This is a genomic window from Acinetobacter sichuanensis (assembly GCF_003024515.2).
GTDB classification, from domain to species: Bacteria; Pseudomonadota; Gammaproteobacteria; order Pseudomonadales; family Moraxellaceae; genus Acinetobacter; species Acinetobacter sichuanensis.
Window position 1 is genome coordinate 32770 of record NZ_PYIX02000009.1, and the last position, 24664, is coordinate 57433.

Consider the following 24664-nt stretch of genomic DNA (forward strand, 5'->3'; position numbering starts at 1 on the left):
TTCCTTTGATTCCATATTTTTATTTTTCGCTATTGTTAAGCGAATGATTTGAGCATGCCCAATCGTCTTGAGCATACATCTCATGGTTTGATACGTTAAATATTAAAAACTATTGAAAATTAAGACATTGAAAACCAAAACCTAACTGACAAGTACAAGGAAATTAGCCGTCATTCTTGCAACCACTTTTTCATCTTGCCATGCTGAAGCATCAATATTTAAGATCTTGCGTCCTTGTCGTAAAAATTGGCATTGAACAGTGATTTCCCCTATATGGCAGGGTCTTAAAAAATCCATAGTTAAATTAATGGTTGTTGCCGCACGATTTTCATTGGCACATATTGCAAAAATTCCCATTGCATCATCTAACATCGCACAAATCATTCCTCCTTCAATATGACCACGTGGGTTGGTAAATGCAGATGTTCCCATATATTTCGCTGTAAAAATTTGTTGTTCTATGTCCCAGTTTAGGTCATGCCCACCTAAAGTATGGTGAATCGGAGGAAGTTCTAAATTTTGCAGATCTTGCATATCATGTCCTTATAAAAAACTATTCAAATCATTTACTTAAATTATTAATCCAACTTATTTTTCAAATATTTTTTTATTTAAATTTCCATGTGTAGTCAATATTAAGACGAGTTTCATTTACAGGCTTAATATTGGCTGTTGCTGACATATTATTGTCATAGATGGCATAACGCGCTCTTAAACCTAAATTTTTAAATGTTCCACTTGGTACGGTATAGCCAACATCAAAATCAAGTTCGTCTTCTTTTAGATTCGTTCCACCTAAATGTGGCGCATAAATATTTGAGCCTCGTGTATAACGCGTCATAAAGCGTAAGCCTTGCACATAATCTTTAAAATCATATTCATAGCGTAAGCTATAAACTTTTTCTTTAGGATTTAAAAATTCACCCGGCCACGTATCAATCAGCAAACCTGTTTCACCACCCGATAAATACGGAAATGCGGTATCACCATGATGTTGAAATGATCCAACAATAAATTTGTGATTATCACGTTTTAACTCTACATGCGTATGATAAAGGTCATTATCGACTAAACCTGCTTTGGCTTGTCCTTCATCGCGACTACGATAATAATGAAAATAAGTATTTAATTGTGTACGTGGATCTATTTCCCATTTATATAAAAATCCTGTGGTACTTTGTTCATATAAATCATTTACATTAAGATAAAATAAGCCAAGTCTCAGTGCGGGGTTTAGTTGATAAAATCCGCCTGTATAATATAAACCATCCGTTTCTTCTGCTTTGAAACGTCCATTTACACCTGAGATTTTAATATTTTCCCAGTTCGTTGAATCACGATGATTCACTTTATTAATATATGCTGCTTGTAGATCTAAATTTTTTATATCTTTAGATTGTAATGAAACACCTTGATATGTCTGTGGTAAAAGCCGAGCAGGTGAGGCAACCAACACAGGATTCATAGGTGTTAATGTTCCGACCTTTAATTCACTTTGGCTGATTTTGGCTTTAGCGGTTAAACCAATTTCACCATAACTCGAAGTCGGCTGATTAGTTTTTAAATCACGGGGTAAATTTCCTGTTCCTGCATCATGGTCATCGGCATAAAGTTTAAAACCTGCTGTTGCCAGTACATCTAAACCAAAACCAACAGTTCCTTCGGTATAACCAGAATTCGCTTTTAAAATAAAACCTTGTGTCCAGTCTTTAGCCGCAGGAAAAGCTGCTTGCTCTTGATAATCACGGTCAAAATAGAAATTACGCGCGGTTAAAGTCACACTACTTTTATCAATGAAATCATTGGCAAATGTTGAACATGACAAAAGTGCAGCACAGCTTATAGAGAGTTTTTTCATTGCATTTCATCCTGAAATGTTTATGTTTTTAATTTTTGGCAATACGCTCCCGTACTGCCTTGTGGTGAAAACTTGGCAAACTACTGTTTAAATCTAGTTTTTAAATCGAAAATTTTATTTTGGTTTTGAGTTATTTTCCGAGTAACTCACGAGCAACGATTTCTTTCATAATTTCATTGCTGCCGCCATATATCTTTTGCACACGTGCATCTACAAAAAAACGTGAAATTGGATATTCTTGCATATAGCCATAACCGCCAAAAAGTTGTAAAAGCTGATCCATAATTTCGCATTGAGTATCAGTAATAAAACATTTTAGCGCAGCAACTTGCGTGACGTTCAGTTGTTTTTGATGGTATAAATCGGCACATTGTTTGACAAATGCCTGAGCAGCATTGGCTTTAATCTGGGCTTGAGCAAGAACAAATCGTGTATTTTGCATTTGACTTAAATATTGCCCAAAAGCTTTTCGCTCTTTTACATATTGAGTCGTAATCTGAATCGCACCTAAAATTGACCCTAAAGCCATCATAGAAATACTTAATCTTTCACGTGGTAATTCTTGCATAAGGTAAGCAAAGCCTTGACCTTCTTGCCCCAAAAGTTGATCCTGAGGAACACGCACTTGATCAAAAAAAAGTTCTGCGGTGTCTTGAGCATGCAAGCCTATTTTTTTGAGTAAACGACCTTTTTTGACCCCCTCTAGATGAGCATCGACCAATAAAATAGACATTCCTTTTGCCCGTGCATGCGGATCAGTTTTAGCCACTAATACAATTAAATCTGCATGTTGACCATTAGAAATAAAGGTTTTAGAACCATCAACACAATAATAATCATCTTTTAAAATGGCTTGAGTTCGAATGGCTTGTAAATCTGATCCAGCATTGGCTTCTGTCATGGCAATTGCTGTAACGACTTCGCCAGATACCATTTTGGGTAACCAGTATTTTTTTTGGGCTTCTGTCCCAATATTTTGAATATAAGGTGAAACCAATTCACTTTGCCCACCCATTGCCACAGCCAAAGAAGTAAAACCTGCTTGCGCTGTTTCTTGTACTAACATCAGTGAATAATGTACTGGTGCGCCATATCCACCATATTCTTCAGCGACATCAACACATAAAAAACCATTTTCACCTAATTGATGCCATAACTCGCGTGGAATGAGTCCATTTTCTTCCCAAGATTCATAAAAAGGCGCAACATATTCTGCTAAAAAACGCTTAAAATTATCTCGAAATAACTCAAATTCATGATCAATTTGCATACTTAAATTCCCACCTAAATTCCCAAGATTCAAAAAATAAGACAAAAAATCCTGACAGCATAAATTTAAATATGCTGTTTTTACTCAGGTTTTTTGTTTAAGGTTTTAATTTTTCAGCACAGGAACACGGATAATTAAAGGATTATCTGTTTGTTTTGAATAAAGTTCTTCAATCAATGCCTGACGTCTTTTTAAAATGTTACTTTGGTTTAAATTGCCTTTGTCCGTAATTTCACCTGCATCTAACTGCGGTGCTTGTACCATAAGCGATAACATTGAAACGGTATTTGAACTTCCAGTTGCATCTTTATTAAATTCCATCAGAAATTTTTTAAACCATTCATGCACTTTAGGATGCGTTAAGATTTCAGTGGCTGTACTATTTTTATTCAGACCTGCAAGTTCGGCACATGCATCAAGTTTTGCAAAAATCAGAAAACCTAAAGCATTTAAATTTGCACCCGTAATACACACATCTTGGATCAGTTGATTACCTTGAATCAGTACTTTATTACGAAGTGTGCCTACATTAACAAATGTGCCTGTATTTAATTTAAAGTCTTCGGCAATACGTCCATCATACATTAACCCCAGTTCTGGACGCTTTGGATCGACCAAACGTACAGCATCGCCTGTACGATAATAGCCTTCTTCATCAAAAATATTGGCTTGTTGATCTGCTGCTAAACGCCAATAACCACGCATGACATTTTTACCACGTACACAAAATTCTAATTTATCACCAATAGGAGAGAGTTTAATTTCACAGCCCGGCGCAGGATAACCAATAAACCCAGCCATCACTTTAGGACCTGTTGAAAATGAACATGATGGTGCAGTTTCTGTCATGCCTAAACCTGACATAATACGAATACGCTCACCACAATGCTGCTGTGCAATACGATCTAATCTCTTCCAACCTGCATCTGATAATGCAGCACCTGCAAAAAATAAAATTTTAACTTTGGCAAAAAAATGTTCTCGTAATTCAGCATCATTTTCCAACGCTACGGTGAGTTCTTCCCAGCCTTTTGGTACATTCAAATACACTGTTGGAGAAATTTCTTTTAAGTTACGAATGGTTTCATCAAACTTGCCTGCAACAGGCTTACCATCATCAATATAAATGGTTCCGCCATTATATAGTGCAATACCGACATTATGGCTGCCACCAAAAGTATGATGCCACGACAACCAATCTAATAAAACAGGTGGAGTGTCTGCAAATTCAGGGAAGGTTTGTAAAATCATTTGTTGATTTACACATAACATTAAGTGCGTTGTAGGTACTGCTTTGGGTAGTTTTGTTGAGCCTGAAGTAAATAAAAACTTCGCAATTTGATGTTCGTCTAAACTTTCATAATGCGCTTTAACATTATGAACAGGCGTATCCAATAAACTTTGAAATGCAGTACATCGTTGTTCACCTAACATGCCTGAACATGTAATCACCTCAATATCTGAACTCGCACAGCTTTGAATTGCATGAGCAAAAGCATGTCCATCATTTGCAAAAATCAACCCCGGTGTAAGGACATCAAAAACATGTTTTAATTTGCTAAAATCTTGCGAAATTAATGAATAAGCAGGGGAAATTGCTGAAAATGGAACACCTGCAAACATCGCAGCCATTGATAAAAGTAAATGTTCTAGATCATTTCCCGACAAAATAACCAATGGTCGTTCTGCTGATAAATTGCCACGATTATGTAATGCTTGTGCAATATGCCACGCTTTTTGCACGGTATCTGCATAACTGAGTTTGACCCATTCTCCCTGTATATTACGTTTGGCTGCAAATAAATGATCTGGCTGAGTTTGAGCAAAATGTAATAAACGGTCTGTAAGCTTCTGAGGATAATCTTGAAGTTGCTCTTTGGGTGAAATATAAAGTGTTTGATTTTGATAATGAAAATTAATTTCATGCCCACCGAGTTTTACAAAACGTTCTACATCATTATGCGCTGCGTGGGCTTGGACTGCATTCAATTGCGCCATTGTTCACTCCATGTCATTTATTTTGAAATTTTCAAAAAAGTTCTATCTATTTAATCTATTATTTCAATATTTTCAGATTGAGTAAGCCAAGTACAAACTTGATTTGACTTACTCAAATTTTCAATCTTTACCAACAAACATTTTAAATGGGATAATGTCGGGGCGTTGTTTGTAAAGTGATCCAGCGCAATTCAGTAAATTCTGGAATAGATGCTTTACTGCCAAAACGACCATAACCACTTTGTTTCACTCCACCAAAAGGCATTTGTGCTTCATCATGCACAGTTGCACCATTAATGTGACAAATCCCTGATTCGATTTGTTTGGCAACATCAAAAGCTTGTGAAATATTTTCACTAAAGACAGCAGAGGAAAGTCCAAACTCGCTATCATTTGCCAATTGAATCGCTTCTTCGAGTGTATGAAAACGCTGAATTGTACAGACAGGAGCAAATGTTTCTTCTGCATAAATCTGCATATTTGGCTGTACATCAACCACGATGGTCGGTTGCATGATAGTGCCTTGAATCTGAATACCTAAAGGTAGTTTTGCACCTTTGCTGGTCGCATCATCTAACATCTTTTGAATACGTTGCGCAGCACGTTCACTTTCCAAAACACCTAAGGGAAATGCCGAATCTGTCGGATTTCCAGCAGTAATATTTTTGGTTTTTTCAATTAATTTTTCAATAAATTGATCGGCAATTTGAGCATCAACCAAAACTCGCTCAGTTGACATGCAAATTTGCCCTTGATTGAAAAAAGCACCGAATGCAATCGCATTAACAGCATTTTCAATATTGGCTTGATCAAGTACCAAAACTGGTGCTTTACCACCTAATTCAAGCAATACAGGTTTTAAACTCTTTGCAGCAGTTTCTGCAATAATTTTTCCTACACGTGTTGAACCCGTAAAATTAATACGCTTACTGAGTGGATGTGATACAAGTCTCTCAACAATATGTGCCGCATCTTCACCTGCATGGGTAATAATATTGACAACACCATCGCCTAAACCTGCTTCATTCAATATTTCACCAATTAAGCGGTGTGTCGCAGGGCATGCCTCCGACGCCTTAAGGACGACTGTATTTCCACATGCTAAAGGCATTGCTAGAGCGCGAGTGGCTAAAATGATCGGCGCATTCCACGGTGCCATACCGACAATAACACCACATGGAACTCTAACTCCCATTGCCATATTGCCAGGGATATCTGAAGGAATCAGACTGCCATCAATTTGTGTGGTCATTGCCGCAGCTTCACGCAGCATATTTGCAGCCAAATGGACATTGAAACCATACCATGTTGCTGTAGAACCAGTTTCACGCATACCAATCTGAATAAATGCTTCGGTTTTTGCATCCATCAGATCGGCAGCCTTTAATAATTTAAGACGACGATCTGTTGGAGAAAGTTTTGACCAAGTTTGAAAAGCCCGATGAGCAGATTCAATCGCTTGATCTACATCTTCAATGGTTGCTGCCGCAGCAGTTGAAGCAATAGAGCCATCAATTGGGCTAATGCGATCAAAAGTTTTACCCGAACTTGCATTTAAAGATTGACCGTTAATGAGTAACTGTACATTTTGCATGGTATGTTTCCTTACATGTCCATTTAGATGAATAAATTAGCCTGTACGTTTATAGCTTTGTAAACCTGGCTTGATTGATTTTTCATCTAAAAATTGTTTTAAACCTTCTTGACGACCGCCTTCATTATCACGATGAATACATTGATCTAATTTGGCATATAAATAGTCTTCGTTTTGATCCCATGTCAATTCACGGCAACGTTTAAAGCCATTTTTTGCTGTACGCAAGACAACAGGATTTTTTTCTAAAAGTGTATTTGCTAATTCAGTAACTTCATCTTTTAACTGTGAAAGCGGAACACTTTTGTTGATTAATCCCATATTTTCGGCTTCTTTACCACCAAAAGTTTTACCCGTCATAATGTAATACAAAGAAGTACGATGTCCTACAGTATCTGCCATTGCTTTACTGACTAAGTTGCCCGGTGGAATACCCCAGTTGATTTCTGATAGACCAAAAGTTGCTTCATCGGCTGCGATCGCTAAATCACATGCCACTAAAGGTGAGAAACCGCCACCAAAACACCAACCATTTACCATCGCAATCGTTGGTTTTGAATACATGCGTAGCAATTGCCACTGCCAACGACATGAATCACGACGAATACGTTCTTGGAAAATTTCAGGTTGTTCATCAACCTCACGGAAATATTCTTTTAAATCCATTCCCGCAGTCCATGAATCTCCTGCGCCTGTCAGCACTAAAACCCGTGCATCACCATCAAGTTCTAAAACCTCAAGTACATCAATCATATCTTTATTAAGTTGCGGGCTCATTGCATTTTTCTTTTCTGGACGATTAAACGTCACCCAAGCAATGCCTGACTCAACTTTTACATCTACAGTTTTCCAACGATTCTCATAGCTCATAGTGCATATTCCATTTGCGAAGTTTGATTTGATGTAAATCAATTTAATATCAGTTTTACTTACATTCAAGTCTTTTTTGAAAATATTTTCATTTTTATTTTAATCTATTGTATTTTATAATTATTTTAAATATTTATTAATTTAATTAAAAAAAACATTTGATTTTTTTGTAAGTTTATCTGATATTTTACTGGTTGTTTTTCATGCGAGAGAAATAACTCTAAAAAATATATTTGGTTCAGAACAAGGAAAATAGTGATGGATACAATAAAAGGCTACTCAGGAAGAGTCGTCACAACACTAGCACTCTGCTTTGCCATAGCAGTATTTGAAGGCTTCGATTTACAGTCGATGGGCGTTGCTGCACCGCGTATGCGTGCTGAATTTGGACTAGATAATGCCCAAATGGCGTGGGCATTTAGTGCTGCAACTTTAGGAACTTTGCCTGGTGCTTTATTGGGTGGTCGAATCGCAGATAAAATTGGTCGTAAAAAAGTCTTGATTTTCAGTATCTTATTGTTTGGCATTATGTCGTTACTGACAGCTTTTGCGAATAACTATAATTTATTGATTATTATCCGTTTTTTAACAGGCTTGGGCATGGGTGGTGCATTACCCATGATGATCACTTTGACTTCAGAAGCGGTTTCAGATCAACACAAAGGCACTGCTGTAAGTATTATGTATAGCGGTATTCCATTTGGTGGCATGTTAACTTCATTTGTAGCAATGGCGCTTGCAGGTGACAGTGAATGGCGTCATATTTTCTATATTGGCGGTTTAGCTCCAATTTTATTGATTCCGTTATTACTGAAATATTTACCCGAATCAAAAGTATATTTGGCACAGCATAACAAACCAAGTACGCCTTATTGGGAGGTTTTATTTGCTAAAGAGCGCCGTTTTTCAACCTTACAACTTTGGGTGAGTTTTTTCTGTACGCTCGTAGTTTTATACTTCTTACTCAATTGGTTACCGCTATTAATGGGTGCACAAGGTCTAAATAAAACCGAAGCCAATTATGTACAAATCGGCTATAACATCGGAGGAATATTTGGTTCTATTTTAATGGGTATGATGTTAGATAAACTGAAAATGAGTTCTGTGATTAAATTTATTTATGTCGGGATCTTATTTTCTTTGTGTTGTTTAGCGATTTCACCAACGGTTGCTTTGTTGGCACTGTCGGCTGTCGGTTGTGGTTTATTTATTGTCGGTGGACAATCTGCATTATATGGTTTAGCTGCAATGTTCTACCCAACCGCAATGCGTGGTACGGGTGTAGGTGCTGCGGTAGCAATAGGGCGAATAGGGTCTTTTGCAGGTCCATTATTAGCAGGTTTATTGTTATCTTTTGGCTCAAGTTCTACCATGGTCATTGGTTCAAGTATTCCAATTATTTTGATTGCCGCAATCGCTGCATTACTGCTGGTTAGACGTAAAAATCAAACGGTTACGCCTGTGCTAAAAACCTCAAATTAATTGACGTTTTAAGAAGTATGATTTTCGCATCATACTTCTTATACTTATTGAATAGAACTTAGAATTGGAATTTTACGTGAATCAACACAACTTAAATGCACCTAAACTCAGCTATATGCTGGCACGTGTAGATCGTATTATCAGCAAACAATTGACTGAGCAGCTTAAACCTTTAAATATCAGTTTACCGCAGTACACCGCACTTTCAGTTTTAGCTGCAAAAAAAGGTTTATCTAATGCAAAACTAGCTGAAAAATCGTTTATTAAGCCACAATCTGCAAATAAAATTTTACAAGATCTTGAAAGTACAGGATGGATTGAAAAGCATTCAGACCCAACACATGGACGCCGTATTTTAATTCAACTCACGGCTTCAGGTTGGGATAAATTAGCGGAATGTAACCAAGTGGTCGAATTATTAGAACAAAAAATGTTGAATAATATTGATATTAATTTAGCCTATTTAATTCGAAATAACTTAGAATTAATGGTCAATAATTTAAAAGATTAAAGTTGATTTATGTGGTAATAAGATTATGTATTATTTAAATTTATTGGGTAATAAAAATATAAACCGTATATCAATACACGGTTTATAATGAGTGCGTTTCATACAGTTATTTACTAAACTACTGAACTGTTGCAGGGAAGCCATCTTCTGCTAAAGCTGCGGTCACTTTGTCTAAGCTTTCAGATGTTTCAACAGTCACAATTTTTGTTGCTAAATCAATATCAACTTTTGCATTCGCATCGACATCTTGAATTGTTGCAGTAACACCACGCGCACAGCCACCGCATGTCATATTTTCAATCAATAATTTCATGGTTATTCTCCAACAGAAATTGTATTGGTTTAAATTTTAAACCTTATCATCATGGTAAGGTCAAGCGTGTTGTAGAAAAATAATAAATACCAAAAAAATTCTTGACCTTCCCATGATGTCAATCTGTATGCTGAACTCAGAATATTGAAATCGTTGGAGGTCATCATGAGCTCACAAAATACAGTTTCCACGCAATACCAAGAAACCCTGTCAATCGAAGGAATGACATGTGCTTCATGCGTGGGACGTGTAGAAAAAGCCTTAAAAAAAGTGGATGGCGTAGAAAGTGCAGCGGTAAACCTTGCCACTGAAAAGGCAGTCATTACATCTTCACAACCGATTGATCGGAATACTTTGGTCAAAGCAGTTGAACGCGCAGGTTATGATGTACCTAAAGCACAACCTATAGAGCTTATTATTGATGGAATGACCTGTGCATCGTGTGTCGCACGTGTAGAAAAAGCACTGAAAAAAGTTCAAGGTGTACAACAAGCTAATGTCAATTTGGCAACTGAACAGGCTTGGATTCAAGCAGATGGTGGTGTTTCTAGTGGTGACTTGATTCAAGCTGTAAAAAAAGCAGGCTATGATGCAAAATTACTTGAGCAGGACAACAGCCAACAACAAGATAAAAAAGAAACTGAACTGCAACAACTGAAACGAGATTTAATCATTTCATTGATTTTGGCTGTTCCTGTTTTTATTTTGGAAATGGGCGCACATATGATCCCATCTTTCCATATGTGGATCATGCATAACATTGGGCAATATAACAACTGGCTCATTCAGTTTGTATTAACCACTTTAGTATTAATTTTCCCTGGTCGTCGTTTCTATGAAAAAGGGATTCCTGCTTTATTTAGACTTGCACCCGATATGAACTCGCTGGTGGCAGTAGGTACCTTAGCAGCTTATAGCTTTTCCTTAGTCGCAACATTTATTCCTGACGTATTACCGCATGGCACGGTTCACGTCTATTTTGAGGCTGCTGCTGTTATTGTGAGTTTGATTTTACTTGGACGTTATTTTGAGGCAAAAGCCAAAGGACGTACTTCACAAGCCATTCAACACCTAGTTGGCATGCAAGCCAAAACTGCGCGTATTCATCGTGACGGACAAGTGCTTGAAGTTCCAGTGGCTGAGGTCACCACAGATACCATTGTTGAAATTCGTCCGGGTGAACGCGTACCTGTTGATGGTGAAGTGGTTGAAGGTCACAGTTATATCGATGAAGCGATGATCACAGGTGAACCAATTCCTGTAGAAAAAACACTAGGTCATCCAGTGGTTGGTGGAACAATCAACCAAAATGGAACTTTAAATATTCGTGCGACTGCGATTGGCGAATCGACTGTGCTTGCACAAATTATTCGTATGGTCGAGCAAGCACAAGGCTCAAAACTGCCTATTCAAGCCTTGGTCGATAAAGTCACCATGTGGTTTGTACCCGCGGTGATGTTTTTAGCACTATTAACCTTCATGGTTTGGTTTATTTTTGGTCCTGAACCTGCTTTAACCTTTAGTTTGGTCAATGCCGTTGCGGTTTTGATTATTGCTTGTCCTTGTGCAATGGGTTTAGCCACACCGACTTCAATTATGGTGGGTACAGGACGTGGCGCTGAAATGGGAATTTTATTCCGTAAAGGCGAAGCACTCCAATTATTGCAAGAAGTCAAAGTTGTTGCAGTGGATAAAACAGGAACATTAACCGAAGGCAAACCGACTTTAACAGACTTTCGTGTGCAAGATGGTTTTGAGCGTGATCAGGTTCTGCAAATCGTTGCCTCTGTTGAAGCAAAATCGGAACATCCCATTGCCTTGGCGATCGTCAAAGCGGCTGAAGATGAAAATATTGAATTCTTGCCTGTGACTGCATTCGACTCGGTGACGGGTTCTGGAATCAAAGCTGAAGTGAATGGGCAAGCGGTTCAAATCGGTGCTGACCGTTATATGCATGAGATTGGTGTAAATGTCAGCGCGTTTGAACAAGAGGCTGCGCGTTTAGGCAATGAGGGGAAAACCCCAATTTATGTGGCGATTGGACAAAAATTAGCGGCAATTGTCGCAGTCGCTGACCCAATTAAACCATCAACATTTGCTGCAATTGAGGCTTTGCATCAGTTAGGTTTAAAAGTCGCCATGATTACAGGCGATAACCGACATACTGCACATGCAATCGCAACTCGCTTAGGCATTGACCGAGTGGAAGCGGAAGTTTTACCTGAAGGTAAAGTGGACGTTGTGCAACAACTGCAACAAAAATATGGTCGTGTGGCTTTTGTTGGTGATGGTATCAATGATGCACCAGCATTAGCAAAATCAGATGTCGGGATCGCCATTGGTACAGGAACAGATGTCGCAATTGAAGCAGCGGAAGTGGTCTTAATGTCAGGTAATTTACAAGGTGTGCCAAATGCGATTGCCTTAAGTAAAGCAACGATACGCAATATTCATCAAAACTTATTTTGGGCATTTATTTATAATATCGCCTTGATTCCAATCGCCGCAGGCGTGTTGTATCCAGCATTTGGTATTTTATTGTCACCTGTATTTGCTGCGGGTGCGATGGCATTGTCTTCTGTATTTGTGTTAGGCAATGCTTTACGCTTAAAATATTTTCATGCAATCAAATTTGAATCATCGCATTGAATCATGAAGAAAAATGACATGAGGCATACTTTGCACTGATGTCATTTTTTCAGTAGAGGGCACTGAAATGAATATAGGTCAAATCTCAAAACAGACAGGGATTTCAAGTAAAATGATTCGCTATTATGAGCAAATTGGTTTATTGGACTTAGCCAAACGTTCTGCTTCAGGTTATCGGATTTATTCTGAGCAAGATTTAAAAACGCTCAACTTTTTAAAACACGCGCGTGACTTAGGTTTTTCTTCTGAACAGATGAAAGAATTACTATCTTTGTGGAAAAATACCGAGAGACAAAGTGCAGAAGTGAAACAATTGACTTTAAAACATATTGATGTGTTAAATCAGAAAATTGCTCAGCTACAAAGTATGGTGAATTTATTACAAGCCTCTGCAAACCATTGCACAGGAGATCATCAAGCCAATTGTACAATTTTAGAAAATATTGAATTTGGTTGTTTACATGACAACGTCATAGCCGATCAGAATATTTCTTCTGTATAAATGCTAGAATATTTATATAAAATATACGCTTGTTTTTTTGCATGATATATTTGGATTTTTATATGAAAAAACTGGCTTATCTGGTCTGTATCCCCATGTTTTTATGGGGTTGTCAAACAGGGCAAACTCAACCACAGAACCCGATTCAAGGGATTGATTTAAAGCAACCCGAAGCAAAGGTTTTATGTGATCAATATATTTGTGCCAATGCCGAAGGTCTATCTAAAGTACTGACCGAAAAATATTTAGGGCAAGCGCAGGCGGAGCGTGTTTTTTCACAAGTTCAGTTGAATCAGACACAGTTTACATTTGCCAATGGTATTTTCTGTGATACCCAAGCCAAACGCTGCCATGTAGATCGTTATTTTGATGCGAATGGAAAACGTAGTGCGGTTGCACCAAACTATACTCAAGCTTTATTTGGTCGATAACACAAAAATTCCCTATAATGTGGTCATTCCACCTCAGAAAATCGGTGTTTTCCTATACATTGCATCGCAATGGCATTGATTTTCTTTGCATCCAATTGCAAGTTTTGCCATTTGCACACTTGTTGAATCATCCATTCAAAATCGTCATTTTGGGGTGGATGTTGTGTACCAAAAGAGCGAATAATCTTTTGAATTTTATGAAAATGTGCAACATGTACCCAATCGGAGCAATTAAACTGAATAATCTGACGCTGTTCTAATAACTCCCACACCTCATCCAAATGTTCAAGTTGATCAAAATCTTGTTGTGCCCGTTGAATTGCCGTGCTGAGGGCATTCAGTGTATTGGGATAAAGTTCTGCCCATTCTGAACTTGTTGCCAAAACTTTATCGGCTACATCAGGAATAATCTGTTGCGCTGAAGCAATAACCTGACTATAGCCCTGAATCTGAGCCTGTACATTCCACGGTTCACCGACACAAAAACCATCAATGATTTGTTTGGACATGGCTTCCACCATATAAGGCGGTGGCAAAGTGTTAAATGGATAATTTTTGGCAAGATTTTCATCGACAAGTGCAAACCATTCTCTGAGCGCATAATGATGAATTGAATGTTTAAATACATGGGCAAGCTGTAAGGCATGTCCATTTTGAATTGCAGCAATGACTTTTGTGGCGGCACTTTGTGGACTGTCTTGTGCGCTGATCTTGCATTGATAACACAGATTTTGACTCAGACTGATATACGCCTGATTGCGACTGAGCAACAAAGACGTTTGTAGGGGAATGCCCAATTGATCATCCCCAATTGCAGCAGCAGGCAACATGGCAGATAGACAATGTGCTGCATCCAAAATACCAAATGCCAAGCGATCACGTAAACTCGCCCAAGACGCTTCCTTGACCAAAGTGACATTTAAACCAACATCATGAAAATAACCCTGATGTTCTGCCCATAACAATGCAATACAGTCCAACAAAGGAATATAACCAATCTGTAATTCTGTTTTTTCAAGCTGCGCAATATGATTCATGGTTCATCCTTCAGTTGACCTTGCAATAAGGCTTGGGCATCAATCAGTCTGCGCGACATTTCGCCCATGGTCATACGATGACTCATGGCATTTTTACGCAACAGGGCAAAGGCACTTTCTTCATTAAGATGATGCAGTTTCATCAATAAAACTTTTGCTTTATCAATATCTTTTCGGTCAGCGAGTTTGGTTTTGGTGTCTTTGAGGTCATTTGCCAATTTCTGATGTTTTTTAAATTGTTCAATGGAAATTTCCAAAATGGCTTCAAGTTTGTTGGGATCAATCCCATCAATAATATAGGCGGTAATGCCTGCATCAATTGCATTTTTAATGGTGTCTTTTTGACTGTTTTTGGTAAATAAAACTGTGGGCAAATCGAACTGACTGACGCAATTTTCAATCAAATCACGATGTGGATTATCCATATCCAATAAAATAATATCTGCCTGTAATTGTTTTAAGGGTGTTAGATTGACATGATCAATGCTCAGACATGCCACTACATCGAAATCATGTTCACGTAAGGACTGTTCAATCAAATGTGCACGCGCCAAATCATCATCGATCAGCGCAATTTTGAGTTTAGGCATGGGTTTTTCTACACAGATGTGCAACTTTTCAGAAAATTTGTAAGCAAAATAAATGCCAATATGCCATTCATTGCTTTTTTCAAAGATGAGAACTCTTTTTGCTAAAACATGCCTAAAGATATTCACAAAAATCAACGCTTCTATTGACCCTGACTTAATGCTTTAAAACATTGCATAAGTTTAATGCTTATTTGCTCAAGACAAGACTGCACCACTTTTGCACATTCAGCACATCAACAATGCAGTTGAGTTTTGAAACCATTTTCATATTTTCCTTATAAAATAAATGTAAAATTTTAAATTTATATAAATAAAGCAATAATTTTCATAATCTTATAATTTTTTATAAAATATTGGCATAGTCATTGCTATATTTTCCATGAGTCAAAGACGACTCCAATAAAATTTGTAAGACGGCCAACGATGTCCGCTCTGATCGCTTCAGTCATCTGTTTATTCAGTGATTGTAAAAACACGCTCAGTTCAGTCAGGAGAAGGTTATGTCTTCAAATTTAGAAGCAAAAAAAGCAACAAAAATCAGTCTTTTTAGTTTTAGCAGCGCAGCAATGAGAGCCTTCCATATGAGTTGGCTCGCGTTTTTTGTCTGTTTCTTTGCATGGTTTGCCTGTGCACCTTTAATGCCTGTCATCGCAGGGGAATTTCATCTCACTAAAGATCAGATTGCCAATATCAACATTGCTGCTGTCGCCATCACCATTTTGGTTCGTTTAATGGTTGGACCACTGTGTGATAAATACGGTCCACGTAAAACCTACACTGCATTATTGATCATTGGCAGTATTCCTGTTTTTGGTGTGGCATGCGCCAATAGTTATGAATCTTTTCTCTTTTTCCGCTTATTGATCGGGGCGATTGGGGCGAGTTTTGTGATTACCCAATATCACACAAGCATCATGTTTGCGCCGAATGTGGTCGGGACTGCCAATGCCACCACAGCAGGTTGGGGCAATGCAGGTGGTGGTGCCACACAAGCTTTAATGCCGTTAATGCTCAGTGCTTTGGTGATGTTTGGCGTTGAACAAGCGATGGGATGGCGAGTGGCGCTAATCGTTCCGGGTGTGATGATGCTGATTGTGGGGGTAATGTATTGGACATTTACCCAAGACTGTCCACAAGGTGACTTTAAGGAACTGCGTGCGCAAGGCGTACATGTCGGTAGCGATAAAAAAGGCGGTGTTGCGATTTTAAAACATGCTGCCAAAAACTACCGTGTATGGATTTTATTTGGTGCGTATGCAGCGTGTTTCGGGATTGAAATCTTCATTCATAACATTGTGGCAATGTACTACGTCGATCATTTCAGCTTTGGTTTAAAAGAAGCAGGTATGGCAGCAGGGATCTTCGGTTTACTTGCGCTATTTGCCCGTGCTTTAGGTGGGATTGTTTCAGACAAAGTGGCGACTAAAAAAGGCTTAGATGGTCGTACTAAAGTGTTGTTTGCCATGATTTTAATGGAAGGTTTATTCCTCATCGTATTCTCACAAATGAATACAGCCATTTACGCCATTCTTGCGATGACTGTATTTGCTTTATTTACCCACATGGCATGTGGTGCAACCTATGCACTTGTACCATTCATTGACCGTGATGCTTTGGGCGGTGTAGCTGGCATTATTGGTGCGGGTGGTAACATCGGTGCTGTAGCAGCAGGGTTCTTACTCAAAGGCATGTTGGACATTCAAACGACATTGATGGTACTTGGCGGCTTGGTGGTGATTGCAGCAAGTTTTGTGTTGATGATTCGCTTCTCCGTTGAGCATAAAGAGAAAGAGCAAAAGTTATTTGAAGCGGCAGTACTTGAGCGTCAAAGCCTTGAGCAAGAAGCCATCAGTCTGAAAAATAGCGTTTAACCACAACAATAACAACAAAATTTGAGGAGAATTGCAATGAAACTAGTCATGATTGGTCACGGAATGGTCGGACACAAATTCATTGAATCTGTGTTGGAACATGCAGGTGATGAAGTTGAAATTACCATCTTGGCAGAAGAACCCCGTTTAGCCTATGACCGTGTGCATTTAACTGAATATTTCACAGGTAAATCGGCAAAAGATTTAACTCTGTGTCGCTCAGATTTTGCCGATGCCTATGGGATTGATCTGCGTTTAAGCACCAAAGCAACAGCGATTGATACAGTCAATAAGTTGATCACCACCAATCACGGCGATGTCATTAGCTATGACAAACTCGTTCTTGCTACAGGTTCTTATGCTTTTGTTCCACCGATTCCGGGCAATGACCGCCAAAACTGTTTTGTGTACCGCACCATTGAAGACCTAGATGCACTCAAACAAGCAAGTTTAAATGCAAAAACAGGTGTGGTGATTGGTGGTGGTTTACTCGGTTTAGAAGCAGCTAAGGCATTACGTGATCTTGATTTAGAAACCCATGTCGTTGAATTTGCACCACGTTTAATGGCGGTTCAAATTGATGATTTGGGTGGAAAAGTTCTACGCTCTAAGATCGAAAATTTGGGGGTAAAAGTTCATACCCAAAAGGCTACTTCTTCAATTGAAGATGGCGTAAATACCACGCATGTGATGAAATTTGCGGATGGTTCTGAGCTTGAAACCGATATTGTGCTGTTTTCAGCAGGTATTCGCCCACGTGATGAACTCGCACGAATCAGTGGTTTAGCCATTGGTGAGCGTGGCGGGATCATCATCAATGATTATTGCCAAACCTCTGATGCAGACATTTATGCGATTGGTGAATGTGCATTATGGCAAAACAAAATCTACGGTTTGGTTGCACCGGGCTATGACATGGCACGGATTGCGGCAAAACATGTACTGCAACAAAGTTGTAATGAGTTCGCTGGTGCAGATATGAGCACTAAGCTGAAACTTATGGGTGTAGATGTTGCCTCAGTAGGTGATGCACATGCCATGACCCCAAATGCACTGAGCTATTTCTATGCTGATGAAGACACGATGGTGTATAAAAAAATCGTGGTCAATGCAGAAAAAACCAAGCTACTTGGTGCCGTGTTGGTCGGTTGTGCTAAGGAATATAACGACTTATTGCAAATGATGCTGAATGGATTGGACGTTCCCGAAAATCCTGAAAGTTTAATCATGCCCGGCTATGCACAATCATCTGCAAAATCAGGTGGAAGTGGTGTAGACCTACTACCCGACAGTGCCACCATTTGTTCATGTAATAATGTGTCTAAAGCCGATATTTGTTCAGCAATTGCGGATGGTTCAACTTCTTTAGGCGCACTGAAAAAATGCACCAAAGCAGCAACCGCATGTGGAGGTTGTGCACCATTAGTGACTCAGGTTTTAAAATCAGAATTACAACGACAAGGGGTGACAGTCAATAATCATCTTTGTGAACACTTTGCTTATTCACGCCAAGAGTTGTATCACTTGGTACGTGTCAATGAAATCAAGACTTTTGATGATCTGATTCAACAGCATGGGCATGGTTTAGGTTGCGATATTTGTAAACCAACGGCTGCAAATATTCTCGCTTCCTGTTGGAATGACTTTGTGCTGAAACCAAGCCACGCAGGGCTTCAAGACAGTAATGACTACTATCTTGGTAACATTCAAAAAGATGGTTCTTATTCGGTTGTGCCGCGTATGGCAGGCGGTGAAGTGACACCTGATGGTTTGATTGCGATTGGTCAAATTGCCAAAGAATATGGTTTATATACCAAACTGACAAGTGGTCAGCGTGTGGATATGTTTGGCGCACAATTGCATCAACTGCCTGAAATTTGGAAAAAACTGATTGATGCAGGTTTTGAATCAGGTCATGCCTACGGTAAATCATTACGTACAGTCAAATCCTGTGTCGGTAGTACATGGTGCCGCTATGGTGTGGATGATTCTGTCGGTTTAGCCATTTTCCTTGAAAATCGCTACAAGGGTTTACGTTCACCACATAAACTCAAAATGGCTGTTTCAGGTTGTACCCGTGAATGTGCCGAAGCACAAAGTAAAGATGTCGGTGTGATTGCGACTGAGAAAGGTTGGAATTTATATGTTTGTGGCAATGGTGGGATGAAACCACGCCATGCCGAACTGCTTGCTTCTGACTTAGATACCCAAACGCTCATCAAATATATCGACCGATTCTTTATGTTCTATATCCAAACGGCGGATCGTTTGCAACGGACTTCTGTGTGGCGCGACAACATGGAAGGTGGTTTGGATTATCTCAAAGATGTAGTGGTCAATGATTCTTTAGGAGTCGCTACCGAACTTGAACGCCGTATGAGTCATGTGGTCGGGACTTACCAAGATGAATGGCGTACTGCAGTTGAAGACCCTGAAGTGCGTAAACGTTTTGTCACCTTTATCAATGCCAAAGCGGAACAACAACAAGATCCACATATCCAATTTGCAGAGGTTCGTGGGCAAATTCGCCCAAAAACCGAAGCTGAACGTGATGTGAGTCGTATTCCTGTGGTTGAGGCTTAATGAAAGCAATAGAAAACTTGCAAAAGTTAAAATGAAAATTTTCCATTTTTCAAATTAAAAGTGCCTGCTCATATACCAAATATGATAGGAACACAGCTTTAGGGGGGGCGAATACCTCACCCTAACCCTCTCCTCATAGGAGAGGGAACCTAAATCTGAAATGAATTGATGGATAAAGAACTTAAGCAAGAGATCTAAAAAGCTAAAGAGTGGAAAGAGGAACATAAGATGACAATTTTAAAAGAAATGAATGATTTAGATTGGATTGATATTTGTAGTTTGGAAGACATTACCGCAAATACAGGTGTTGGCGCGTTGATTGAAAACCAACAAATTGCCATTTTCCGTGTGGGTTCTGAAAAGCGTGTTTATGCGCTCAGCAACCAAGATCCATTTAGTAAAGCTTTTGTGATGGCTCGTGGCATCATTGGTGATGTGCAAGGCGAACGTGTGATTGCTTCACCCATTTACAAACAGCATTTCAGCTTGGCAACAGGGCGTTGTTTGGAAGATAAAGAGCAAAAATTGTTGGTTTTTCCGAGCAAAATTGAAAATGGTCGAGTGATGATTAGCCCGACACCACAAAAAACTTATATTACCAATAACGGCACTTCACAGGAAAAAATGAAGTTGGTGTTAATTGGCAATGGTTTGGCAGGTATGCGTTGTCTTGAAGATTTGCTTGATATGGCACCTGATCGTTATGAAGTCACGGTGATTGGTGAAGAGCCGTGGGGCAACTATAACCGCATTATGTTATCGCCTGTATTGTCAGGAGATAAAACCATTGAAGACATTATGTTGCACCCACATGCATGGTATAGCGATAAAAATATTCGCTTTATTGCAGGTGATGCAGCGGTGCGTATCGACCGTCCTCGTAAGCAGATTTATACCGAAAAAGGTTTAATGGTGGATTATGACCGACTGATTTTAGCCACAGGTTCGAAACCATTTGTGCCACCTGTTAAGGGTGCAGATTTGGAGGGTGTGATCAGTTTCCGTGATATTTATGATGTCAATAAAATGCTCGATTATTGTCAGTCTAAACAAAATGCGGTTGTGATTGGTGGTGGTCTTTTAGGTTTAGAAGCCGCTTATGGTTTAAAACAACGTGGTATGAATGTCACGGTTTTGCATTTGATGGATCGCATTATGGAACGCCAACTCGATGGTAAAGCGAGTCAAATGTTAAAAACCTCGATTGAGCAAAAGGGTATTCGCATTATTACTGAAGCCAATACTGAAGAATTAATGGGTGAAAATGGTCATGTAACGCATGTTCGACTTAAAGATGGAACAATTCTAAGTGCAGATTTGGTGGTCTTTGCTGTGGGTATTCGCCCAAATATGGCTTTGGCACAAAGTGCGGGCTTGCGTTGTAATCGTGGCGTGTTGGTCAATGACACTATGCAAACTTATGACCCAAGCATTTATGCAGTAGGTGAATGTATTGAGCATCGTCAGCAAACATTTGGTTTAGTTGAGCCTTTATGGGGTCAAGCCTTTATTTGTGCCTCGCATTTGGCAGAGCATGGCAGTCTGACCTTTAAAGCACCAACTGTTCCGACACAGTTAAAAGTCAGTGGCTGTGATGTGTTTTCAGCAGGCAGAATTGATCTTGAAAAGAATACTGATGAGGAGTTTGAAGACATCGTGTTGAATGATGAAAAACGTCAGATTTATAAACGCATTATTATTCAAAAAGATAAAGTCATTGGCGCGGTGTTGTTTGGTGATACTGAAGATGGTACTTGGTATGCAGAATTGATTTCGGATCAAACCTCTATTTCTTCGATTCGTAATAAATTGCTGTTTGGTAAGGATTTTGCTTTGAAGAAGGCAGGGTGATGTTTTTTTAACTTAGATGAGAAATCGATTTAATTAAACTACCTCCCCTAACCCCTCCTGAAAGGAGGGGGATAGATTTTCTAATAGTTAATTTGATACACGAAAACGTCATTCACAACTGTCCGAGACAGGACTACTTCTGAAAATTAATGTTTCTGTGAATAGTTTGCGATATAGACGGAATAGAACGAGTTTTGTGAATGACAATGGTTTTGCCTACTTTTCCCGTAAGAAAAGTAGGTCGAACCGAAGGTTAAGCTTGAAATATAAACATAGTAGAAAAGACACCGTTTTGAACGATTTAACAGGAGCACAGCAGAAAATGAACACTATCCCTGTAATGGAACTGCATAGCTCCACAGAAAATAAAACGACGACCACCCAAACCACGTGCCCTTACTGTGGTGTGGGGTGTGGGGTGACTGCAACAGTTGAAAAAACAGTGCTTGGGCAAAAAGTGTCTGTGGTGGGTGATGTCAATCATCCCTCAGATTATGGAAAACTCTGCATTAAAGGCAGTAATTTAGCAGATACAGTAGGTTTAGAAACTCGTGTATTACATCCTATGATTGGGCGAAAGACAGAAAACTTAGAATCACGTCAAATTACAGATTGGGATACTGCAACAGATTTAATTGCCAATAAATTTCAGCAGTGTATTGATGAATATGGAAGTGACAGCATCGCTTTTTATGTATCAGGGCAATTGCTGACTGAAGACTATTATGTGGTGAATAAATTCGTCAAAGGTTATTTGGGTACAGCAAACATTGATACCAATTCAAGACTGTGTATGTCCTCTGCCGTTGCAGCGCATAAACGCGCCTTTGGTGAAGACTTGGTTCCTGCAAGTTATGAGGATTTTGAACACACAGATATGGTGGTTTTGGTGGGTTCAAATACCGCTTGGTGTCATCCCGTGTTGTATCAACGGATTATGCAAGCCAAAGAAAAGCGTGACTTATTTGTAGTGGTGATCGACCCGCGTTTTACCGCAACCTGTGAAACTGCTGATTTACATTTACCGATTTTGATCGGTCAGGATGTTTCTCTTTTTAATGGATTAGTACAATATTTACATCAACATGGTTATGAAGATCATGAATTTATTCAAGACCATACGCAAGGTTTAGATGCACTATTAGACAGTTCACAACCTGAATCTAACATTGAAAATGTTGCCTTAAAAACAGGAATTTCACTCGAAAAATTACAATTATTCTTTGAAAAATTCGCCCAAACAGAAAAAGTCATGACTCTATTTTCCATGGGGGTCAATCAATCTTCTCGTGGTGTCGATAAAGCCAATAGCATTATTAATTGTCATTTATTCACAGGGAAAATAGGCAAGTTGGGCGCTGCGCCATTTTCTATGACAGGGCAACCGAATGCGATGGGAGGGCGTGAAGTTGGCGGACTAGCCAATATGCTTGCTGCGCATATGGATTTGGATAATTTGCAACATCAACAACTTGTACAAAATTTTTGGAACAGTCCAAGTATTGCCACGAAATTCGGTTTAAAAGCTGTGGATCTTTTTGAAGCGGTTGAAAGTGGAAAAATTAAAGCCATTTGGATTATGGCGACTAATCCTGTAGTGAGTTTACCGAATGCAGATCAGGTCAAACGAGCCTTAGAAAAATGTGAATTTATTGTGGTTTCAGATATTTGCCAAGATACGGATACCACGCAATATGCAGACGTTTTATTACCTGCACTCGGTTGGGGTGAGAAAGACGGTACGGTAACCAATTCAGAACGTCGTATTTCAAGGCAACGGGCTTTTTTAGCTGAACCTGAACAAGCCAAAGCAGATTGGTGGGCAGTTGCTCAAGTGGCGAAAAAAATGGGATTTTCAGGTTTTGATTTTGCAAATAGCCATGAGATTTTTATAGAACATGCGCAATTATCGGCTTATCAAAATGCGGAAATTTCACAGCGTTCAAAGACTGAAAATTTTCGATATTTCAATTTGCAAGGTTTAACTGAACTTTCATTGTCCGAATATAATAATCTTGAGCCTGTGCAATGGCCTATTATTCAAAAAAATCAATCGAATACGAAATATGCACAACTGTTTGCAAATGGTCAATTTAGCCATGTGGATGCTAAGGCAAAATTTATTGCTACTGCTGCTATAGATCCAATGCATTCAACCAATTCTGAATATCCCTTAATTTTAAATACAGGGCGGATTCGTGACCAATGGCATACCATGACACGAACGGGGTTGTCGGCAAATTTAAGCACACATAAAGCAGAACCTTTTTGTGAAATTCATCCTCACGATGCTTTGAAATATGGCTTAAAAGAAGGGGAATTGGTTGAAGTAAAATCGGCTTGGGGACAGTGCGTATTGCGTGTGATGTTAAGCGACAATATTCGTCGTGGGCAGGTCTTTGCACCGATTCATTGGAATGATCAATTTGCTTCGGATGCTCGGATTGGCAAAGTGGTCAATCCTGTAGTGGACGCGATTTCAGGAGAACCTGAGTTTAAACATACACCTGTGATGATTCAGCCATTTTATACCCAATGGCAAGGCGTGTTTTATGTACGCAAAGGTTTTGAGCATATTGTCAAAAGTCCAATTGAAAATACGGTGTGGTGGACAAAGATTCAAACGGCAAAAGCGGTGCGTTATGAATTGGCTGATCGTCGTCGTTTTACTCAAACCACAGAACATTTAAAACAACTTTTACCCTTTGAAGATGAAAGTTTTGAATGGTTGAATCTTGAAGATCAAACTGCACAGATCAGTCATAGTGTGGTGTTGAAAGATGGTCAACTCATTGCAAGCTTGTATATTGCGCCCAAAGCATTGTTACCTGATCGGGATTGGGTGGCGAGTTTATTTAAACGTGAACGCTTAAGTGCGATGCATCGTAAGGCTTTGCTTGCAGGACAAGCTATGTCAATGGGCAATAATGAAGGTGCTTTGGTATGTAGTTGTTTTAAAGTCGGTAAAAATCGGATTATTGCAACCATTAAAGAAAAAAATATCAGCAATGAAAAGCAATTCACAGCGTGTTTAAAAGCAGGGGGCAATTGTGGTTCGTGTTTACCTGAAATTCGCGGTTTGATTAAAGCGTGTCAACTAGAAGATATATAGTCTATTTTATAGCCAGTGGAAAATGGGAAAGATTAAGTGATGATTTAGTCTTTCTCGACATCACGGCTATCATTTTATAACTATAGTCATATCAACATATACAATAAAATATATTGGAACCAAAGCATACTATATATGTTCA

At 39.0% G+C, this 24664-nt stretch carries 18 protein-coding genes; 9 read left to right on the forward strand and 9 right to left on the reverse strand.

What is annotated here, in order from left to right:
* Positions 1-141: 141 nt before the first annotated feature.
* The 6 genes from C9E89_RS07730 to C9E89_RS07755 form a co-directional block, all read right to left on the reverse strand.
* Positions 142-534 carry a PaaI family thioesterase gene (locus tag C9E89_RS07730; RefSeq protein ID WP_107007669.1) on the reverse strand — a complete coding sequence of 131 codons (393 nt, stop codon included), beginning with the start codon at positions 532-534 and terminating at the stop codon, positions 142-144.
* Between the two features lie 73 nt (positions 535-607).
* Entirely contained in the window at positions 608-1858 is a 1251-nt protein-coding gene (locus tag C9E89_RS07735; RefSeq protein WP_107007670.1) for an OprD family porin, read from the reverse strand.
* 130 nt (positions 1859-1988) lie between these two features.
* On the reverse strand, positions 1989-3128 hold the full coding sequence (locus tag C9E89_RS07740) for an acyl-CoA dehydrogenase family protein (RefSeq protein ID WP_107007671.1): 1140 nt from the start codon (positions 3126-3128) through the stop codon (positions 1989-1991).
* Positions 3129-3233: 105 nt separating this feature from the next.
* Complete coding sequence (locus C9E89_RS07745; RefSeq protein WP_107007672.1) at positions 3234-5126, reverse strand: feruloyl-CoA synthase; 1893 nt, start codon at positions 5124-5126, stop codon at positions 3234-3236.
* 142 nt (positions 5127-5268) lie between these two features.
* On the reverse strand, positions 5269-6720 hold the full coding sequence (locus C9E89_RS07750) for an aldehyde dehydrogenase (RefSeq protein ID WP_107007673.1): 1452 nt from the start codon (positions 6718-6720) through the stop codon (positions 5269-5271).
* A 36-nt stretch (positions 6721-6756) separates the two neighbouring features.
* Positions 6757-7590, reverse strand: coding sequence for a p-hydroxycinnamoyl CoA hydratase/lyase (locus tag C9E89_RS07755; RefSeq protein WP_107007674.1), 834 nt, complete (start codon positions 7588-7590; stop codon positions 6757-6759).
* A gap of 258 nt (positions 7591-7848) precedes the next feature.
* Here C9E89_RS07755 and mhpT point away from each other — a divergent pair, with 258 nt between their 5' ends.
* Both mhpT and C9E89_RS07765 read left to right on the forward strand, forming a co-directional pair.
* Entirely contained in the window at positions 7849-9072 is a 1224-nt protein-coding gene (gene mhpT / locus C9E89_RS07760; RefSeq protein ID WP_107007675.1) for a 3-(3-hydroxy-phenyl)propionate transporter MhpT, read from the forward strand.
* Between the two features lie 115 nt (positions 9073-9187).
* A complete protein-coding gene (locus C9E89_RS07765) occupies positions 9188-9583 on the forward strand; it encodes a MarR family winged helix-turn-helix transcriptional regulator (RefSeq protein WP_107007740.1) in 396 nt (131 codons plus the stop codon).
* A 118-nt stretch (positions 9584-9701) separates the two neighbouring features.
* Here C9E89_RS07765 and C9E89_RS07770 read toward each other — a convergent pair whose 3' ends face one another.
* Positions 9702-9902 (reverse strand): heavy-metal-associated domain-containing protein, encoded by a 201-nt coding sequence (locus C9E89_RS07770; RefSeq protein ID WP_171405098.1) that lies wholly within the window; start codon positions 9900-9902, stop codon positions 9702-9704.
* A 159-nt stretch (positions 9903-10061) separates the two neighbouring features.
* Here C9E89_RS07770 and C9E89_RS07775 point away from each other — a divergent pair, with 159 nt between their 5' ends.
* The 3 genes from C9E89_RS07775 (at position 10062) to C9E89_RS07785 (ending at position 13478) form a co-directional block, all read left to right on the forward strand.
* Positions 10062-12545: a heavy metal translocating P-type ATPase gene (locus tag C9E89_RS07775; RefSeq protein WP_107007677.1), complete on the forward strand. Its 2484-nt coding sequence runs from the start codon at positions 10062-10064 to the stop codon at positions 12543-12545.
* Positions 12546-12612: 67 nt separating this feature from the next.
* A complete protein-coding gene (gene cueR / locus C9E89_RS07780; protein WP_107007678.1) occupies positions 12613-13047 on the forward strand; it encodes a Cu(I)-responsive transcriptional regulator in 435 nt (144 codons plus the stop codon).
* A 62-nt stretch (positions 13048-13109) separates the two neighbouring features.
* A complete protein-coding gene (locus C9E89_RS07785) occupies positions 13110-13478 on the forward strand; it encodes a YcgJ family protein (RefSeq protein WP_228198995.1) in 369 nt (122 codons plus the stop codon).
* 23 nt (positions 13479-13501) lie between these two features.
* Here C9E89_RS07785 and C9E89_RS07790 read toward each other — a convergent pair whose 3' ends face one another.
* The gene (locus C9E89_RS07790) at positions 13502-14515 is read right to left on the reverse strand and encodes an ABC transporter substrate-binding protein (protein WP_171405096.1); all 1014 of its coding nucleotides are present in this window, start codon (positions 14513-14515) and stop codon (positions 13502-13504) included.
* A complete protein-coding gene (locus C9E89_RS07795; protein ID WP_107007743.1) occupies positions 14512-15105 on the reverse strand; it encodes an ANTAR domain-containing response regulator in 594 nt (197 codons plus the stop codon). Before C9E89_RS07795 ends, C9E89_RS07790 begins: the two co-directional genes overlap by 4 nt.
* A gap of 500 nt (positions 15106-15605) precedes the next feature.
* On the opposite strand from C9E89_RS07795, the gene C9E89_RS07800 reads away from it, so the two are divergent.
* The 4 genes from C9E89_RS07800 (at position 15606) to C9E89_RS07815 (ending at position 24522) form a co-directional block, all read left to right on the forward strand.
* Entirely contained in the window at positions 15606-16976 is a 1371-nt protein-coding gene (locus tag C9E89_RS07800; RefSeq protein WP_107007679.1) for an MFS transporter, read from the forward strand.
* A 36-nt stretch (positions 16977-17012) separates the two neighbouring features.
* Positions 17013-19559 carry a nitrite reductase large subunit NirB gene (gene nirB, locus C9E89_RS07805; RefSeq protein ID WP_107007680.1) on the forward strand — a complete coding sequence of 849 codons (2547 nt, stop codon included), beginning with the start codon at positions 17013-17015 and terminating at the stop codon, positions 19557-19559.
* Between the two features lie 228 nt (positions 19560-19787).
* On the forward strand, positions 19788-21410 hold the full coding sequence (gene nirD / locus C9E89_RS07810) for a nitrite reductase small subunit NirD (protein ID WP_107007681.1): 1623 nt from the start codon (positions 19788-19790) through the stop codon (positions 21408-21410).
* 322 nt (positions 21411-21732) lie between these two features.
* A complete protein-coding gene (locus C9E89_RS07815; RefSeq protein WP_107007682.1) occupies positions 21733-24522 on the forward strand; it encodes a nitrate reductase in 2790 nt (929 codons plus the stop codon).
* Positions 24523-24664: the final 142 nt, after the last annotated feature.

Excerpts from the sequence above, each read along its gene's own strand:
- C9E89_RS07730 (WP_107007669.1), bottom strand. The coding sequence starts at position 534 with ATGCAAGATCTGCAAAATTTAGAACTTCCTCCGATTCACCATACTTTA.
- C9E89_RS07735 (WP_107007670.1), bottom strand. The coding sequence starts at position 1,858 with ATGAAAAAACTCTCTATAAGCTGTGCTGCACTTTTGTCATGTTCAACA.
- C9E89_RS07740 (WP_107007671.1), bottom strand. The coding sequence starts at position 3,128 with ATGCAAATTGATCATGAATTTGAGTTATTTCGAGATAATTTTAAGCGT.
- C9E89_RS07745 (WP_107007672.1), bottom strand. The coding sequence starts at position 5,126 with ATGGCGCAATTGAATGCAGTCCAAGCCCACGCAGCGCATAATGATGTA.
- C9E89_RS07750 (WP_107007673.1), bottom strand. The coding sequence starts at position 6,720 with ATGCAAAATGTACAGTTACTCATTAACGGTCAATCTTTAAATGCAAGT.
- C9E89_RS07755 (WP_107007674.1), bottom strand. The coding sequence starts at position 7,590 with ATGAGCTATGAGAATCGTTGGAAAACTGTAGATGTAAAAGTTGAGTCA.
- mhpT (WP_107007675.1), top strand. The coding sequence starts at position 7,849 with ATGGATACAATAAAAGGCTACTCAGGAAGAGTCGTCACAACACTAGCA.
- C9E89_RS07765 (WP_107007740.1), top strand. The coding sequence starts at position 9,188 with ATGCTGGCACGTGTAGATCGTATTATCAGCAAACAATTGACTGAGCAG.
- C9E89_RS07775 (WP_107007677.1), top strand. The coding sequence starts at position 10,062 with ATGAGCTCACAAAATACAGTTTCCACGCAATACCAAGAAACCCTGTCA.
- cueR (WP_107007678.1), top strand. The coding sequence starts at position 12,613 with ATGAATATAGGTCAAATCTCAAAACAGACAGGGATTTCAAGTAAAATG.
- C9E89_RS07785 (WP_228198995.1), top strand. The coding sequence starts at position 13,110 with ATGAAAAAACTGGCTTATCTGGTCTGTATCCCCATGTTTTTATGGGGT.
- C9E89_RS07790 (WP_171405096.1), bottom strand. The coding sequence starts at position 14,515 with ATGAATCATATTGCGCAGCTTGAAAAAACAGAATTACAGATTGGTTAT.
- C9E89_RS07795 (WP_107007743.1), bottom strand. The coding sequence starts at position 15,105 with ATGCCTAAACTCAAAATTGCGCTGATCGATGATGATTTGGCGCGTGCA.
- C9E89_RS07800 (WP_107007679.1), top strand. The coding sequence starts at position 15,606 with ATGTCTTCAAATTTAGAAGCAAAAAAAGCAACAAAAATCAGTCTTTTT.
- nirB (WP_107007680.1), top strand. The coding sequence starts at position 17,013 with ATGAAACTAGTCATGATTGGTCACGGAATGGTCGGACACAAATTCATT.
- nirD (WP_107007681.1), top strand. The coding sequence starts at position 19,788 with ATGACAATTTTAAAAGAAATGAATGATTTAGATTGGATTGATATTTGT.
- C9E89_RS07815 (WP_107007682.1), top strand. The coding sequence starts at position 21,733 with ATGAACACTATCCCTGTAATGGAACTGCATAGCTCCACAGAAAATAAA.